This is a genomic window from Vibrio sp. 10N.286.55.E10, from assembly GCF_002872555.1.
Classification (GTDB): Bacteria; Pseudomonadota; Gammaproteobacteria; order Enterobacterales; family Vibrionaceae; genus Vibrio; species Vibrio crassostreae.
Genome location: NZ_MCSD01000057.1, coordinates 1 through 17,507, shown reverse-complemented (window position 1 = coordinate 17,507; position 17,507 = coordinate 1). Strand labels below are relative to the sequence as shown.

The window sequence follows — 17,507 nt, the reverse complement described above, 5'->3', positions numbered from 1 at the left end:
CGAGTAGCGAGTAGCGAGTAAATTTTGAAGGGTTGCCGTTTAACGTCAATCCTTTTTTATTACCTATAGCATGGCGCTAGTAGAGATTCCCTACTCCTTCCTTCGTCAGTCTAGGGAATAACGGTTAAATGTGAGTTTCGTTTTAGTCCGTCATCCTCAAGAGCGAGGGACGAGCGAGTTGGAGATATCTTACTTTCAAACTCTAAATAGCAGGCACAAAAAAGCGGAGCCAAGTGGCTCCGCTTTTATCGATAGAATGCAAAAAGAATTACTTCTTAGTAAGCTTCTCTTTAATACGAGCTGACTTACCAGAACGCTCACGTAGGTAGTACAACTTGGCACGACGTACTGCACCACGGCGTTTAACTTCGATGCTATCAACCATTGGAGAGTGAGTTTGGAACGCACGCTCTACGCCTTCACCGTTCGAGATCTTACGAACTGTGAATGCAGAGTGTAGACCACGGTTACGAATAGCGATTACAACGCCTTCGAAAGCCTGTAGACGCTCACGGTCACCTTCTTTTACCTTAACCTGAACTACAACAGTGTCACCTGGTGCGAATTTAGGAAGGTCTGATTTTAGTTGCTCTTCTTCAAGAGCCTTGATGATGTTGCTCATTTGTATAAATTCCTAGAATAAACTGATACTAAATTTAATAGGTTACTGCTTGCTTTTCGTTAAGAGCGTTGCTCTTTAATGAATTCAGCCAGTAATTGTTCCTGTTCGTCAGTCAGAGCTAGGTTTTCCAGGAGTTCTGGTCTTCTTAGCCAAGTTCGGCCCAACGATTGTTTTAATCGCCAGCGACGAATGTCCTTATGGTTTCCAGACTTGAGTACCGATGGCACATCTTTATCGTCTAGCACCTCAGGGCGCGTATAATGGGGACAATCTAGCAAACCATTTGCAAAAGAATCTTCTTCTGCTGAAGCGAAATCTCCAAGTACACCCGGAACAAACCGAGATACTGAATCAATCAGCGTCATGGCTGGCAGTTCGCCACCCGTCATCACAAAATCTCCAATCGACCATTCTTCGTCAACTTCAGATTGAATGATGCGCTCATCTACCCCTTCGTAGCGACCACAAATAAGAAGTAAATTCTCGTTTGTTGCCAGCTCTTCAACACCTTTCTGGTCGAGTTTACGACCTTGAGGTGAAAGATAGATAACTTTCGTCTTTCCCGGTGCTGCTTGCTTGGCCGTTTTGATAGCGTCGCGCAAAGGCTGAACCATCATTAACATGCCAGGACCACCACCGTAAGGTCTGTCATCAACAGTGCGATGTTTATCATGAGTGAAATCACGAGGATTCCATGTCTCAATAGATAAAAGACCTTTTTTAACCGCTTGACCTGTTACTCCAAAATCAGTAACAGAACGGAACATTTCAGGAAAAAGGCTAATAATGCCAACCCACATGTGTTCTCTCGCTCTGTAATTTGGAGTTAGAATCCAGGATCCCAGTCAACTTCGATCCGGCGAGCTTCGCGATCAACTTTCTTGATCACTTGCTCTTCAAGGTACGGTACTAACCGTTCCTTTTGGCCAAAAGCATCTTTAAGATTTGCTTTGATTACTAGAACATCGTTCGAGCCAGTCTCTAATAGGTCAGTGACCTTACCAAGGTCGTAACCTTTAGTAGTAAAGACTTGCATACCGAACAATTCGCGCCAGTAGAATTCATCTTCTGACAATTCAGGTAACGAAGCAGGGTCAATAGCAATTTCAAAGTTAGTCATCAGTTGCGCGTCTTCACGAACATCTAATCCCGCTAGCTTACATACATAACCTTGGCCATGACGTTTCCAGCTCTCAACTTTGTACTCAACCCACTTACCCTTTTGGTTTAAATACCAAGGGCTGTAATCAAATATGCTTTCAGCATTGTCTGTGTAGGAGAACACTTTAAGCCAGCCACGAATACCATAGGTAGACCCAAGTTTACCCATGACAATTCTATTGTTTTGCTCGCTCATAGTTTCTTTACCCTTCATCGACATAAGCTATTTCTCTTTAAAAAAGAATTAAGCCGCTTTTTGAGCGTCTTTAACTAGCTTAGCTACACGATCAGATAGAGATGCGCCTTGACCAACCCAGTGGTTAACACGATCTAGGTCTAGACGTAGACCTTCTTCTTGACCTTGAGCAGTAGGGTTAAAGAAACCTACTTTCTCGATGAAACGGCCAGTTGCAGCGTTACGGCTATCCGCAACTACGATTTGATAAAATGGGCGCTTCTTTGCACCGTGACGTGCCAAACGAATGGTTACCATGTCGTCCTCTTTGCTTTCTTAATAAAATAATTAACCCCAAGTATAAGTAAATAGCTTGGGGTCTCGTGCCAAATTAAAGCCCCGGAATTTTACTCTTATTCCGGGGCAATGCAAGGGCTTTAGCTATTTTTTCACCAACATAGCTGCCGTACACTTTCTGTGACACGGCTAACACTATGAAAAGTAACGTAGCTAAAGCTTACATTTGTAGATTATCGACCAAACGGGTTAAAGCCACCACCCATTCCGCCCATACCTCCACCGCCGCCCATCATGCCTTGCATGTTGCGCATCATGCCTTTCATGCCACCTTTCTGCATTTTCTTCATCATCTTCTGCATTTGGGTGAACTGCTTAAGCATACGGTTTACATCTTGTACCTGTGTACCTGAACCAGCGGCAATACGCTTTTTGCGTGAGCCTTTGATTAGGTCAGGGCGTTGACGCTCTTTCATGGTCATAGAGTTGATGATCGCTTCCATTTGCTTGAACATCTTGTCATCAACTTTATCTTTAACGTTATCTGGTAGCTGAGACATGCCTGGAAGCTTATCCATCATGCCCATCATGCCGCCCATGTTTTGCATCTGACCAAGTTGTTCACGGAAGTCTTCAAGGTCAAAGCCTTTCTTCTCTTTGAACTTCTTAGCCAGTTTCTCTGCTTTCTCGGTATCAACGTTTTTCTGTAGGTCTTCAATAAGAGACAGAACGTCGCCCATACCTAGGATACGAGAAGCAACACGATCTGGGTGGAACGGTTCTAGTGCGTCAGTCTTTTCACCAACACCTAAGAACTTAATCGGTTTGCCTGTGATATGACGAACAGACAGAGCTGCACCACCACGCGCATCACCATCAACTTTCGTCAAGATAACACCGGTTAGTGGTAGCGCATCGCCAAAGGCTTTTGCAGTATTCGCAGCATCTTGACCTGTCATTGCATCAACAACGAACAGTGTCTCTACTGGTTTAATTGCAGTATGAAGCTCTTTGATCTCGCCCATCATCTCTTCATCGATAGCCAAACGACCAGCAGTATCGACAAGTAGCACGTCGTAGAATTTCTTCTTCGCGTGGTCGATTGCAGCGTTTGCAATATCAAGAGGCTTTTGATCAGCTGAAGATGGGAAGAAGTCTACGCCAACATCGCTTGCTAACGTTTCAAGCTGTTTGATCGCCGCTGGACGGTAAACGTCGGCAGATACAACCAAGACTTTCTTCTTGTCACGCTCAGTTAGAAGCTTAGATAGCTTACCTACCGATGTGGTTTTACCCGCACCTTGTAGACCCGCCATTAAGATAACGGCTGGCGGCTGCGCTGCTAGGTTAAGAGCCTCGTTAGACTCACCCATCACCGCTTCAAGTTCAGCTTGAACGATCTTAATAAATTCTTGACCAGGCGTTAGAGATTTAGAAACCTCAACACCCACAGCACCTTCTTTTACGCGCTTAACAAAATCGCGGACAACGGGCAGTGCAACGTCGGCTTCAAGTAGCGCCATACGCACTTCACGCAGCGTCTCTTTAATATTGTCTTCGGTCAGACGACCTTTACCGCTGATGTTCTTCAGCGTTTTGGATAGACGATCCGTTAAATTATCAAACATAGTTTTCTCTTCGCTCAAAACTGCGACTATTACTGTGAGTATACATTAGCGCGGATTAGAGTCATACCCGTTGTAGAGCGTTAATCATCCGTGCTTGTGATGTGAGACATTATTCACTTGGAATTGAATGAGGTTCGCCATAGCCCCAAAGAGCGATGCGAGGTATAATTCGCCAATTAGTAATCATTTAAATGGATACCATGGACAGTCTTATTGCGATCGCAGCAGCCTTTCTTTATACAATGGCGATTTCCACGATCATTCCAGGTCTCGTGCACCAAACAGGAATCCGTGTAAAAACGGTGTTTATCAGCGCATTACTTGCTCTAGCTTTCCATGCTTGGTTGCTTGGCGATTTGATTTTTAATGCCAGTGGCCAAAACCTCAGTATCTTGAACGTTGCTTCATTAATCAGTTTAATCATATCTGTGGTTATGAGCGGCGCTATGCTCAAAACTCGTTTGTGGTTTATCTTACCCGTCGTTTATAGCTTCGCGGCACTGAACTTGATGGCTGCCACTTTTCTTCCAAGCACCTTCATCAAACATCTAGAGAATGACCCAAAACTGCTCGTGCACATCTCTTTGGCTCTATTCTCATACGCGACACTGACTATCGGCGCGCTATACGCCCTGCAACTCGCGTGGCTAGATCACAAACTTAAAAAGAAAAAAGCGTTGGTGATCAACCCTAACCTACCTCCTTTAATGATGGTGGAGAGACAGCTTTTCAAGATCATTCTGATTGGTAATGGCTTATTAACGGGTACTTTGTTAACCGGCCTCATCTTCGTACAAGATATGTTTGCTCAAGGAAAAGCGCACAAGGCTGTGCTGTCTTTTATCGCTTGGGTTATCTACTCCATCCTTCTATGGGGTCACTATCAGAAAGGTTGGCGTGGACAAAAAGTCACGTGGTTTGCACTCGCGGGTGCCAGCATGCTCACATTAGCCTACTTCGGTAGTCGCTTCGTTCAGGAAATCATCCTGAACTAGTCTGTAAAATAAAGGCAAGGTCTCACATACCTTGCCTTTAAAATATTGAGTGCAATACATTCAATTGACATCTCGACCATGTTCGGTCATAAATTAATCAAGATACACAAATAGGAAAAGAATAGTTTTGGACGACATATCAACGGGTATCTTATTTGCGCTACTCGCGTGTCTCATTGTAATTTCTGGTTATTTCTCTGGTTCCGAAACGGGCATGATGTCCCTGAACCGCTACCGTTTAAAGCACTTGGCCAATACGGGTCATAAAGGTGCCAAACGTGTAGAAAAACTTCTGAACCGCCCAGACAGATTGATTGGTCTCATTCTTATCGGCAACAATCTCGTCAACATTCTTGCATCTGCGATCGCTACTATTCTTGGTATGCGCATCTACGGGGATATCGGTGTGGCTATCGCTACTGGTACCCTGACTCTCGTGATCCTCGTGTTCGCCGAGGTAACACCAAAGACCATCGCTTCTCTATTTCCTGAACGTGTCTCTTACGCGAGTAGTATCCTTTTGATGATACTGATGAAGGTGCTGTCACCATTAGTGATCTTGGTCAACTTCATTACCAACGGCTTCATTCGTATCTTAGGTGTCAAAGCCAGCCACGATGCGACCGACCACTTAAGCTCAGAAGAGCTTAGAACCGTGGTAAATGAAGCAGGTAGCCTAATCCCTCAGCGTCACCAAGATATGTTGGTGTCTATTCTAGATTTAGAGCACGTCACCGTGAACGACATCATGGTGCCACGTAATGAAATTACTGGTATTGACATCAATGACGACTGGAAATCTATCGTTCGCCAACTGACTCACTCGCCTCATGGCCGCGTGGTGCTGTACCGTGACCAAATAGATGAAGTGGTCGGCATGCTTAGGCTGCGTGAAGCTTACCGTCTGATGCTTGAAAAGAACGAATTCAATAAAGAGACCCTATTGCGTGCAGCGGATGAGATCTACTTTATTCCTGAAGCGACACCACTCAACATTCAGCTACTTAAGTTTCAACGCAATAAACAGCGTATCGGTTTGATTGTTGATGAATATGGCGATATCAACGGCTTGGTTACCTTGGAAGATATTTTAGAAGAGATCGTAGGTGAGTTTACCACCTCAATTGCCCCAAGCTTATCTGAAGAAATTACTCCGCAAAGCGATGGCAGCTTCTTGATTGAAGGCAGCGCCAATATCCGAGACATCAACAAAGGCTTACAGTGGGCACTGCCTACCGATGGCCCTAGAACGCTGAATGGTTTGATACTGGAACACCTTGAAGATATTCCAGAGAGTCACCTCAGTGTTCAGGTTGCCAGCCACCCAATGGAAATCGTTGAACTCGAAGAGAACCGCATCAAGTTGGTGCGTGTGTTCCCACAGATCGTGAACGGATAATTGATAACTACTGCTCATTACCGTAAGAACGGCCAACTGAGTTATCACTAATACCTCACATAAAAAAAAGGCCCGATTCATTGAATCGGGCCTTTTAATATCTAACTCACCACACTCAAGGTGAAAAATGATTAGTCGATTTTAAGCTCTTGCAGCATAGACTCTGGCAGTGCCAGTTCATCATTCTTGTTTACAGAGATGCCTGCAGCGATGATCGCATTCGCGATCTCTTTCGCTTCATCCAAAGAGTGCATTGCTGCGGTACCACATTGGTATTCGTTCAGCTCAGGGATCTTATTCTGGCTCTCAACTTTCAGTACGTCTTGCATCGCTGCCAACCAACCGTCAGCTACTTGTTGCTCTGTAGGCGTACCAATCAAGCTCATGTAGAAACCAGTACGACAGCCCATCGGTGAAATATCGATGATCTCTACATCTGAACCGTTCAATTGATTACGCATGAAACCAGCGTATAGGTGCTCTAGAGTATGGATACCTTTCTCAGATAGGATGTCTTTGTTTGGCGCAGTAAAACGCAGGTCAAACACAGTGATGGTATCCCCTTTTGGGGTTTGCATTGTTTTAGCAACACGAACTGCCGGTGCGTTCATGCGTGTATGATCAACAGTGAAACTATCTAATAAAGGCATTGCTCTTCTCCATGACGTCTGGCTTTAGAAAAACCAGCTTCGATTGTCTTCTAGTTCTTTGCGGCACTGTTTCAGCTGCCATCCATAATCTTTTGCTTGCTGTTCGACTTTGCGCGCCACCTTAATCAACGATGGCTTGCTGTTGTATGACTTGCGCTTATAACCACCACGGCCTTCATGATAAGCTAGGTATTGGTTATACGGGTCCCACAGTGAGATGCCCAATTGACGACGCGTCTCGCTGGTATACCAACCGATGAACATCAATGCATCATCAAAGTTGGTTCTTGAGCCACCGTTATTGGTCGCCTTTTGGAAGTCTTCCCAAGCAGGATCTTGAGCTTGTGCATAACCGTAGGCACTGCTTACACGTCCCCACGGTATAAAGCCAAGAATGTAATCTTTAGGTGGGCGCGCATCATGACGATAGCTACTCTCTTGTTTCACAAAAGCCATCGCAACGTTAATCGGCGTGCCCCACTCTTCTTGCATATCCAAAGCATCTTCATACCATGAAGGGTGCTCTCGAAAGATGCTACACAAATTATCTTGCTGCTTTGGCGGTGGCGTTGCACATCCAACCAATAGGCTAGAGACAACACCAACAGTCACTACAGGTAACCATTGACTACTCACACGAGTAGGCTGACCTAATAAGGCTTGCTTCCTTTCCACCAAAGTCTCGCTATGCTTTTAAATACGAAAAATAATCCGCTAAGAAGCTATCAAAATCTTGAGTGCTTGCTTCTTCACTTTGTTGCTGAGCAGTCACAGAGCGTTGAACTTCTGCTTCCATCAACTCAGCTGAATATACTTTGTATTGGTGTGCTTTGTGCTGCTCTGCATACGTTTTACCTAACGTACAGCCCACTTTACCTAAGCCACCTAACTTCTTAGTCTCTTCTAGCAACTGGCCAGAAATGGTCAGCTCTGGGTTATCAATCCAAGCTTCAAGCGTATCGCAGGTTTCTTGATATGCACGACCACCTTGTTCAGCGTCCATCATCTCGGCAATAGAGCGTAGGTCTTTAAAGACACGCTTCGCCCAATCTTGCAGAGACAATCGCTCACCATGGCAACCGATTTGCAGCTCTAAACCAACCTGACGACCTTCTAAGATCACCTTGTTCCAGTTATCGCGCCAGCACTCAAGTTCACAGTTATCCATCTCGGCAGAGTCTGTTAGTACACTCCACGTAAGGAATAGGTCCAAGAAGCGAACTTGCTGCTCATTGATACCAATTGAGCTGAATGGGTTTACGTCTAAAGAACGAACCTCAATGTACTCAACACCAGCACGAGCGAGCGCTTCAGATGGTTTCTCACCACTCTTCGCCACACGCTTAGGACGGATTGGAGCATACAGCTCATTCTCAATTTGCAGTACATTGCTATTGAGTTGACGGTATTCACCATCAACCTTAGTGCCAATCTCAGCGAACTCTTCTGATGGTGTGCGAATCGCTTGATTCAAACCTTCAAGGTATTGGTCTAGGCTGTTGAAACCAATCTTCAATACGCTTTGCGCACTATTAGTGTAACCAAGATCGCTCAGGCGCAGTGCCGTTGCTTTTGGTAGATACAGTGTCTCGCCAATCTTTTCAAAAGGCAGACTTGTCTCCCTTCCTTTGATGAAAGAAGAACATAGCGCAGGTGAAGCACCGAAGAAGTATGGGATTAACCAACCAAAGCGGTAGTAGTTACGAATCAAACCGAAGTAAGCATCTGACTTAGATTCACAACGCGCTTCTTCTGTTTGCTCTCCAAACAGGCTATCCCAAAAGCTTTCTGGGAAAGAGAAGTTGAAATGAACACCAGAGATAATCTGCATCAAGCTACCGTAACGACGTTTTAGGCCTTCACGATATAGCGTCTTCATCTTACCGTTGTTAGAGGTGCCGTATTGCGCTAGTTGAATGTAATCTTCACTGCCAACGTAACAAGGCATAGAAAGCGGCCATAGCTTTTCGCCGTCTAACTTGGTTTGCGTGAAGTGATGGATATCAGACAACTGATTTAAAAGCGTCGGAACATCGTTAGAAACAGGCGTGATAAATTCCAGTAGCGACTCAGAGAAATCGGTCGTTACCCATTCGTTCATCAACGCAGATCCCAAAGCCTCAGGGTGCGGCCCAGTAGCAAGGTGCCCATCTTCCGTGTAGCGTAATGTTTCCCTTTCAACACCACGACCGAATTGAGAGAAGGTCTTAGGGTTGGTTGCAACTTGCTTTAGTCGCGCAGCAAAATCAGTCAAAATTCAGTTCACTTATCTTATATTGTTCTGATTAGAACTATCATAAATTAGGTTGGAGGAGAAAAGTAGAGTCTCTTCCCTCCCCCTTTAATGTGTACTCTAACGAATGATTTCAAGCTCTTCTATTGGAATATCTAACTTTTCTAATTGCGGGCGAAGCGAAGTCGCGTCACCAACAACGATTATTTGATAATCATTCGGGTCGAACCATTTCTTCGATAGCTCGTTTAAGGTTTCTTTTGAAACCGTTTCAACTATCTGATTACGCTGTTGTAGGTAATCTTCATCAAGGCTCAATGCGACAATATTACTCAACAACCCAGCCTTTTGACTTGGCGTTTCGTATTTAAGCGCATCTTGTTGACCGACGGCGAGGCGCATAAATTTCACCTCTTCGTCAGTTAATCCACTTTGACTAAACTCGTTCAACTCATTAATAAACTCTTGAATCGATGGAACCGTCGCATTCGCCCTTACCTGCGCGCTAAATACCACTGCGCCAGTTTCACGAGTACTTGCGAAGTAGCCGCTAGCACCGTAAGTGTAAGCTTTGTCTTCACGTAGGTTCTGGTTGATACGGCTATTGAAGTTGCCCGCTAAGTTAAAGTTAGCTAGCTGACTCAAATACAATTCACCCGTCGCATCAAACGGCAGGCCTTTACGCACCAAGCGAACAATGCTTTGCGGCGCACCCGGTTTGTCGACTAAGTACAGGTGCTGACCAGAAAGCTCTTTGACGATCTGTGGGCGCGTTAATGGTGCCGCATCGCCTTGCCACTCTTCAAAGAATAGTAGCTGTTTCCCTACCTCTTTCTTCGAGATGTCTCCCACAACAACAATATTGGCACCTTCTGGTGTGTAATGTTGCGCATAGAATTTTTTCACATCGTCTAAGGTCAATTTCGATAAAGATTCCTTAGTACCATCACTTGCGCGAGCAAAAATACTGTCACCAAACAGCACTTCACGGGTTGCTTGAGAAGCCATCCAGCTTGGTTGCTGGTGCTGATACACAACGCCTTCTAGCATCTGTTTCTTAACGCGCTCGAAATCTTGCTCATCGAACTTAGGCTCGAATAGAACCTCTTGTACAATCGCTAAGGTTTGAGGCAAGTTTTTCTCTAGCGCCGAGACTGAAATATCTGTGGTGTAGCTGCCGGCACTGATGCTCACACTGCTACCAAGTTTATCTAAGGTCGCTTGTAACTCTTCAACGGTTCGTTTGGTTGAGCCTTCTTCCATCATCGAAGCCGTTAGGTTCGCTAAGCCTTCTCGCCCTTTGCGAACATAACGCTCGCCAGCTGGAAGTTGAATCTGTAGCTGTACTGTCGGTGTTTCGCTGGTCACAGTACCAATCAAGTTAGTACCATTTGCAAAGTGCATGCGGTACAACTCAGGCATGGTTGCCTCAACACCAAAGTTCACTTCCGGCATTACACTGCGATCAAAGGTATTCGGTGCCTTTCTGAAATCCAGTTGGTCTTCCGTCACCTTACTGTATTCCGGCAACGTACGTGGTGGCGTGGTAAAGGTCGCTTCACGAACCGCTAAATCGAGTTTTTTCTTAGGAACCACACTCAAGGTAACCTTGTGCTTACCTTCGATGAAATCTTGGTATGCCTTGCTCACGCTCTCAGGCGTCACCGCTCGGATTTGGTCGAGTTGTGATTCAATACGATCTGGCTGACCGTAGAAGGTTTGGTTAGATGCAAGTTGTGACACCTTACCTTTAACGCTTTGCAATGCAAAAACGGCATTCGCTTCTGCCATGCCAGTGATCTGGTCTAAACGCTCTTGCTCAACACCTTCTTTCGAAAATTGATCTAAGGTATCCATCAGCTCTTTATTAAGAACCGTCAAATCGCCTTTTTCACCTGAGTTGCCCATCGCATACACATACATGGTACAAGCGAGCTCAGCACAATCATGGAAAGATCCTGCACTGACTGCCTTCTGCGTTTTTACGAGATTTTGATATAGGTAACTGTTGGTACCTGAACCTAACACGTTAGACAGTGCATTCAGTGAAGCTTGGGTCTCTTCACCACGATACGTTGTTGGCCAACCCACAAGCACCATCGGCTGACGAATATTGTCTTCTAAGGTGATGTACTTATCTTCAGTTAGAACAGCAGGTTGCTTCTCTGCCGCCTTCACTTCAGGACCTTGAGGGATTGGGCCAAAGTACTTATTCACCCACTCTAGCGTGTCATCAACGTCGATATCACCACCGATAGTCAGTACCGCATTATTTGGGCCGTACCAGCGTAGGAAGAACGCCTTAAGGTCATTCACATCGACACGGTCTAGATCTTCCACATAACCGATTGGTTGCCATGAGTAAGGGTGACCTTCAGGGTAAAGCGCTTCACCCATGCGTTCCCACATCAAGCCATAAGGACGGTTTTCATAACTTTGCGCACGCTCGTTTTTAACGGTGCCTCTTTGAACTTCGAATTTCTTCTGAGAAACCGCATCCAATAAGAAACCCATTCTGTCTGATTCTAACCACAACATTTTCTCAAGTTGGTTAGATGGAACGGTTTCAAAGTAGTTAGTACGATCACGGTTAGTCGTGCCGTTTAACGAACCACCAGCCTCGGTAATGATCTTAAAGTGCTGCTGGTCACCGACGTTCTCAGAGCCTTGGAACATCATGTGTTCGAAGAAGTGAGCAAAACCCGATTTACCTATCTCTTCACGAGCAGAACCTACGTGATAAGTCACATCCACATGCACAAGAGGATCAGAATCATCAGGGGAAAGAATCACTGTCAGGCCGTTTGCAAGCTGATACTTGGTGTAAGGAATCACCACTTTATCTTTAGAAGGCTTAACCTCTTCTAACAGAGTGACACCTTCAGGTAACGAGGAAAAGAAGGGCGTTGAGCTAGGTACATTGTAAGAACAGCCTGCGATGGCGATAAGAGAAAATGTACCAAGTAAAACCTTTTTCATAGGTTCTCCTTAGAAAAAACCGAAGTAGATAGCAGCAAGTAAGCTATAGCGAGCGGCCTTGCCAATCGCTATCAAAATAACGCTAGGGATGAATTTCATTCTTAGCCAACCAGCTGCCAGACACAAAGGATCACCAATGATCGGTAACCAACTGAATAACAGTGTCCAGTAGCCATAACGGCTTAGCCAAGCCATAGCCTTATGACCATGCTTTTCAGATTGAGTTCGATTAGGCAACCACAAACCAATCCAATAGTTAGTCAGGCCGCCTAAGGTGTTACCTAATGTTGCCACCAGAATAATCGATGAGGTGGAAAAATGGTCTAGGCTCAATGCTGCCACAAGGCTAGCTTCTGAACCACCGGGGAGTAATGTGGCACTCAAGAAGCCACTGATGAAGAGTACCCACAGCGCTGAGTCCGAGAACCACAGCGCGATATTTTCAAAAAGGGAGTTAAAGAATTCTAGCACTGCATATCAACTTTCTTGCATTTTAAGTAGCACCTTGCCTCTGGTGTGTCCGGTTTCAACCTGTAGATGCGCCGACTGCGCCTCGTCTAGCTGGTAGATACCTTGAATTTCTGTTTTGAGTAATCCGACACTAACCATGTAGAGCATAGCGTCCATTTGCTCAGGGGTTGGCTCAACCAACATGCCTGATGCAGTAAAACCTAATAGTGTCGCTTTTTCGCAGATCAACTCAGCAGATAGGGTCGGAACGGTCACCACTCTTGCACCGTCTTTCAGGCACTTCAACGCATCAAGCGCGGTATCGCCACCGACCAAATCAATCAGCACATCAACATCAGAAACTCTTTCCGACGCTGGCGCAAACTTATAGTTAATTGCGTGAGCACCTAACGTCGCAAGGTAATCAAGGTTGGCTTCACTGCAGGTCGTGTAAACCTCGGCTTTTGCGGCTACTGCAATTTGAACCGCAAGGTGACCAACGCCGCCAGCACCCGCTAAGATAAGCACGCGATCGCCTTCTTTCACTTCGGCTTTGTTTAGCGCTTGTGCTGCGGTTTGACTAGCAAGTGGTAATGCCGCTGCCGCTTCTAAGGTGACAGAATCAGGAACCATGCTTAACGCCGCTTCTGGAACACAAACATATTGGCTGTAGCCGCCACCTTGCAGTGGAAAGCCAATAAAGCCCGCCACGTTATCACCAACCGTAAAACGTTCAGCCTGATCGCCTAGCGTGACAATTTGACCCGAAATATCGTATCCCGGTACCCAAGGAAGGTTGTCTTTGTTTTGTGCTGCTGCCCAACCAAGGCCAGCACGGGTTTTCACATCAATCGGATTAATGCCCGAAAAGGAAACTTTAACCACCACTTCTCCAGCCTTAGGCTCAGGAATAGCACTGGTTTGAATACTAAGGTTTTCGACGCCGCCGAATTGAGTAATCGCAATCTGTTTATTTTCCATTTCCACATTTCCTTGATTGATAAAAGCCCTAGTGAGCAAGCACCCTAATTAATAAAAAGAAAGGGATGCGAAAGCATCCCTTTGACTATAAACCATTTAATAAGGCTAAGTTAACCGCTCATTCGTAAATTGACGACCAATTAACGTAACGATACATGACCTAAGTAATCCATTAACCGACTAGCGCTAATAGAATACCCGCCGCAACCGCACTACCAAGTACACCTGCTACGTTCGGGCCCATTGCATGCATCAACAAGAAGTTCTGAGGGTTTGCTTCAAGACCTACCTTGTTCACAACACGTGCCGCCATTGGAACCGCTGATACGCCAGCTGCACCAATCAATGGGTTGATGTCCTCTTTCGAGAAGCGGTTTAGAACCTTCGCCATCAATACACCACCCGCAGTACCAATACTGAACGCGACCGCACCTAAGCCAAGAATACCCAGAGTCTCTAAGTTCAAGAAAGTATCCGCTTGAAGCTTAGAACCAACACCGAGACCAAGGAAAATCGTCACAACGTTAATCAGTTCGTTTTGCGCTGTTTTCGATAGACGATCAACCACACCCGCTTCACGCATCAAGTTACCCAGACAGAACATACCCACTAGAGGTGTTGCTGAAGGTAGGAACAAAATCGTCATCAGTAGTACAGCAAGCGGGAAGAGGATTTTCTCTGCTTTGCTAACGTGACGAAGTTGAGCCATCTTAATCTTACGCTCTTCAGGAGACGTTAACGCCTTCATGATTGGTGGCTGAATAATAGGAACCAATGCCATGTAGCTATAAGCCGCTACTGCAATGGCACCTAAAAGATCCGGAGATAACTTGCTCGCCAAGAAGATCGCAGTTGGGCCATCGGCACCACCAATGATCGCAATTGACGAAGCATCGGCCATCGAGAACTCCATTCCTGGAACATAGTTCAACAAGATCGCGCCAAATAGCGTTGCAAAGATACCGAACTGAGCCGCAGCCCCTAGCCACAATGTTTTAGGGTTCGCAATCAACGCACCGAAGTCCGTCATCGCACCAACACCCATAAAGATCAGCAGTGGGAAAATACCCGTTTCAATACCAATGTAGTAAACGTAGTACAGTAAACCACCGGGATCAGTAAACCCAGCATTTGGGATGTTTGCTAATACAGCACCAAAACCAATCGGTAGTAGAAGTAACGGTTCAAATCCTTTACGAATTGCTAAAAACAACAGCAAGCAACCGACCAGCATCATACAGATCTGGCCGAACTCGAAGTTAGCAATCCCTGTTTCAGACCATAAGGTCATCAATCCTTCCATGGTACTCCCTTACGCTAAGCTTAGTAGTGGAGCGCCTACAGTAACTGCATCGCCTTCTTTAACATTCAGTTCTTGAACGATACCACCACGAGCAGCACGAACTTCCGTTTCCATCTTCATCGCTTCTAGGATAAGCAGAACGTCGCCTTCAGCAACCTCAGCACCCGCCTGAACATTTACTTTGAAGATGTTACCCGCCAATGGGGCTGGAACCGCTTCAGCGTCAGAAGCTGCTACTGGTGCAGTTTGAGCCGCTTGAGTAGGTTTTGCAGATGGCGCTACTGATGTAAGTTCACCTTGTGGGCCAACTTCAACGTCGTAAACTTGACCATCAACCTTCACGCTGTAGCTTTCAATACCACCAGAAGCTTGTACAGGAGCTGCTGCAACTGGAGCCGCAGCTTCTAGCGTTGGTGCAGGTTCAAATGCTTCAGGGTTACGGCGGTTCTTAAGGAACTTAAGACCCACTTGTGGGAAGAGTGCGTAAGTCAGTACATCATCAACCGTATCTTCAGCTAGAGAGATACCTTCTGATTTCGCTTTCTCTAACAGATCCGTCGTTAACGTATCCATTTCAGACTTAAGTAAATCAGCAGGACGACAAGTAATCGGCTCTGCACCATCCAGAACTTTCGCTTGCAGTTCAGCATCCACTTCCGCAGGAGCTTGACCGTATTCACCTTTCAGAAGACCGGCAGTCTCTTTAGTGATGCTCTTGTAGCGTTCACCCGTTAGAACATTAATAACCGCTTGAGTACCGACAATTTGAGAAGTTGGTGTTACCAAAGGAATATAACCAAGCTCTTTACGTACGCGAGGAATCTCTTTAAGAACCTCGTCCATACGATCGGCTGCGCCTTGTTCTTTCAGCTGGCCTTCCATGTTAGTCAACATGCCGCCAGGAACCTGAGCGATCAAGATGCGAGAATCGACGCCTTTTAGCTGCCCTTCCCATTTCGCGTACTTTTTACGTACATCACGGAAATAAGATGCGATTGGTTCAATTTGGTCAAGCTTAAGGTTCGTATCGCGCTCTGTACCTTCTAACATCGCCACAACCGTTTCAGTTGGCGTGTGGCCGTAAGTACAGCTCATTGAAGAGATAGCCGTGTCTAGAATATCGATACCCGCCTCAACGGCCTTAACCGCTGTTGCTGTCGATAGACCGGTTGTCGCGTGGCTATGTAGCGCTAGAGGAACATCACACGATGCTTTAATGCGTGTAATTAACTCTTCCGCTTCATAAGGCTTTAATAAACCTGACATATCTTTGATACATAGTGAATGACAACCTAGGTCTTCTAGACGCTTAGCCAGATCAACCCAAGTATCTGAGTTGTGAACCGGACTGGTTGTGTAAGACAACGTACCTTGAGCATGGCCACCAACGTCGATCGTTGCTTTCACTGCTTTTTCAAAGTTGCGTACGTCATTCATCGCATCAAAGATACGGAATACATCCATGCCGTTTTTATGGGCACGTTCAACAAATTTTTCTACTACATCATCCGCGTAATGACGGTAGCCCAATAGGTTTTGACCACGCAGTAGCATCTGCATTGGTGTGTTTGGCATCGCTTTTTTCAGCTCACGCAAACGCTCCCATGGATCCTCGCCAAGAAAACGGATACACGAATCAAACGTCGCGCCGCCCCAAGTCTCAAGTGACCAGTAACCGACTTTATCCAGTTCTGCTGCAATTGGCAGCATATCTTCGATACGCATACGAGTAGCAAATAGTGACTGGTGCGCGTCACGAAGTACCACATCTGTGATAGCTAGTGGTTTAGACATGCTCATAAACTCCTTTTTAATCCTTTAAATGCTACTTAGCAGTAGACGCACGGTATTGATGAACCGCGGCCGAAATTGCTGCCACTACCTGTGGACTAACAGCTGAAGGGTTTGATTGTGATTTTTGAATTTTTTTAGGTGCTGCGATCGGCTCAGGTACTTCTTCTGGTACCAGTTTTGACATCAACCGAACGAGGTAAACTAGAATAGTTAGGAAAATAAAGACAACGGACATCCCCGTTATCATTAGAGTCGCCGCATCTCCTAGCAGGCTTCCAATATTAGTCATGTTGCTTCCTTTCTTCGTCATCCTGACATACGTACAGGATTTCAGCGAATAGTGATCCCGACCCATGGATTATCTCGATTGGTAAAAGTTTGTCAATTTTGTTTAAGGTTCTGTTACGGATAACGCACACATAAGGTTAATTATTCGCCTATCAGATCACATAAATCTGTCAAATACGTCATTTTTAGATATTTAAACTGTGACTTAAACGGGGCTTTTCTGGGAATTGATATGAGAAAGGTGGAATAACAAAGAAGCAATCAAGAACTACTTTAAATACAACAAGTTAAACAACAAAAAAATTTAACATTGTCGCAACAATTTTACAGCAGACATAAAAAAAGCCTCGTATAAACGAGGCTTTTTTTAATAATGTGGCGCGCTCTGGAGGATTCGAACCTCCGACCGCCTGGTTCGTAGCCAGGTACTCTATCCAGCTGAGCTAAGAGCGCAAGGTTTTAATATCAATTCATTGTTACTAACAACAGATCAATATAAGGGTTTCATTCTTATAAGAAGGTAGCCCTAAATAGTGGCGCGTCCTGGAGGAT

16 protein-coding genes and 1 tRNA gene are annotated in these 17,507 nt (G+C 45.5%); 2 read left to right on the top strand and 15 right to left on the bottom strand.

All coding sequences use genetic code 11. The features are described from left to right. Window positions 1–268: 268 nt before the first annotated feature. From rplS to ffh, 5 genes are all read right to left on the bottom strand, one after another. A complete protein-coding gene (gene rplS / locus BCV39_RS20030) occupies window positions 269–622 on the bottom strand; it encodes a 50S ribosomal protein L19 (RefSeq protein ID WP_004735514.1) in 354 nt (117 codons plus the stop codon). A gap of 59 nt (window positions 623–681) precedes the next feature. Continuing rightward, the gene (gene trmD / locus BCV39_RS20025; protein ID WP_019826347.1) at window positions 682–1,422 is read right to left on the bottom strand and encodes a tRNA (guanosine(37)-N1)-methyltransferase TrmD; all 741 of its coding nucleotides are present in this window, start codon (window positions 1,420–1,422) and stop codon (window positions 682–684) included. Between the two features lie 26 nt (window positions 1,423–1,448). Further along, entirely contained in the window at window positions 1,449–2,003 is a 555-nt protein-coding gene (gene rimM, locus BCV39_RS20020) for a ribosome maturation factor RimM (RefSeq protein WP_048615624.1), read from the bottom strand. Between the two features lie 24 nt (window positions 2,004–2,027). Then, entirely contained in the window at window positions 2,028–2,276 is a 249-nt protein-coding gene (gene rpsP / locus BCV39_RS20015) for a 30S ribosomal protein S16 (protein WP_004410028.1), read from the bottom strand. Between the two features lie 212 nt (window positions 2,277–2,488). Continuing rightward, entirely contained in the window at window positions 2,489–3,883 is a 1,395-nt protein-coding gene (ffh, locus tag BCV39_RS20010; RefSeq protein WP_010435884.1) for a signal recognition particle protein, read from the bottom strand. 200 nt (window positions 3,884–4,083) lie between these two features. On the opposite strand from ffh, the gene BCV39_RS20005 reads away from it, so the two are divergent. Both BCV39_RS20005 and BCV39_RS20000 read left to right on the top strand, forming a co-directional pair. After that, window positions 4,084–4,878: an inner membrane protein YpjD gene (locus BCV39_RS20005; protein WP_019825854.1), complete on the top strand. Its 795-nt coding sequence runs from the start codon at window positions 4,084–4,086 to the stop codon at window positions 4,876–4,878. Between the two features lie 127 nt (window positions 4,879–5,005). Further along, window positions 5,006–6,277: a CNNM domain-containing protein gene (locus BCV39_RS20000; RefSeq protein ID WP_019825852.1), complete on the top strand. Its 1,272-nt coding sequence runs from the start codon at window positions 5,006–5,008 to the stop codon at window positions 6,275–6,277. Between the two features lie 131 nt (window positions 6,278–6,408). Here the strand turns inward: BCV39_RS20000 and luxS are convergent, their stop codons facing one another. The 10 genes from luxS to BCV39_RS19950 form a co-directional block, all read right to left on the bottom strand. Continuing rightward, a complete protein-coding gene (gene luxS, locus BCV39_RS19995) occupies window positions 6,409–6,927 on the bottom strand; it encodes an S-ribosylhomocysteine lyase (RefSeq protein ID WP_019825850.1) in 519 nt (172 codons plus the stop codon). Between the two features lie 24 nt (window positions 6,928–6,951). Continuing rightward, window positions 6,952–7,602 (bottom strand): hypothetical protein, encoded by a 651-nt coding sequence (locus tag BCV39_RS19990; RefSeq protein ID WP_029405685.1) that lies wholly within the window; start codon window positions 7,600–7,602, stop codon window positions 6,952–6,954. Window positions 7,603–7,612: 10 nt separating this feature from the next. Next, window positions 7,613–9,181, bottom strand: coding sequence for a glutamate--cysteine ligase (gene gshA, locus BCV39_RS19985; RefSeq protein WP_102433040.1), 1,569 nt, complete (start codon window positions 9,179–9,181; stop codon window positions 7,613–7,615). A 99-nt stretch (window positions 9,182–9,280) separates the two neighbouring features. Beyond that, window positions 9,281–12,139 carry a pitrilysin family protein gene (locus BCV39_RS19980; RefSeq protein ID WP_102433039.1) on the bottom strand — a complete coding sequence of 953 codons (2,859 nt, stop codon included), beginning with the start codon at window positions 12,137–12,139 and terminating at the stop codon, window positions 9,281–9,283. Window positions 12,140–12,148: 9 nt separating this feature from the next. Next, the gene (locus BCV39_RS19975; RefSeq protein WP_048659376.1) at window positions 12,149–12,610 is read right to left on the bottom strand and encodes a YqaA family protein; all 462 of its coding nucleotides are present in this window, start codon (window positions 12,608–12,610) and stop codon (window positions 12,149–12,151) included. A gap of 6 nt (window positions 12,611–12,616) precedes the next feature. Next, window positions 12,617–13,570, bottom strand: a complete 954-nt coding sequence (locus BCV39_RS19970) for an NADP-dependent oxidoreductase (RefSeq protein ID WP_048664500.1) — start codon at window positions 13,568–13,570, stop codon at window positions 12,617–12,619. 172 nt (window positions 13,571–13,742) lie between these two features. Next, the gene (locus tag BCV39_RS19965) at window positions 13,743–14,873 is read right to left on the bottom strand and encodes a sodium ion-translocating decarboxylase subunit beta (RefSeq protein ID WP_019825842.1); all 1,131 of its coding nucleotides are present in this window, start codon (window positions 14,871–14,873) and stop codon (window positions 13,743–13,745) included. Window positions 14,874–14,882: 9 nt separating this feature from the next. Further along, window positions 14,883–16,667: a sodium-extruding oxaloacetate decarboxylase subunit alpha gene (gene oadA, locus BCV39_RS19960; RefSeq protein WP_102433038.1), complete on the bottom strand. Its 1,785-nt coding sequence runs from the start codon at window positions 16,665–16,667 to the stop codon at window positions 14,883–14,885. Between the two features lie 31 nt (window positions 16,668–16,698). Next, window positions 16,699–16,956, bottom strand: a complete 258-nt coding sequence (locus tag BCV39_RS19955) for an oxaloacetate decarboxylase subunit gamma (RefSeq protein ID WP_004741884.1) — start codon at window positions 16,954–16,956, stop codon at window positions 16,699–16,701. A 375-nt stretch (window positions 16,957–17,331) separates the two neighbouring features. Further along, window positions 17,332–17,408 (bottom strand) — tRNA-Arg (locus BCV39_RS19950). Window positions 17,409–17,507: the final 99 nt, after the last annotated feature.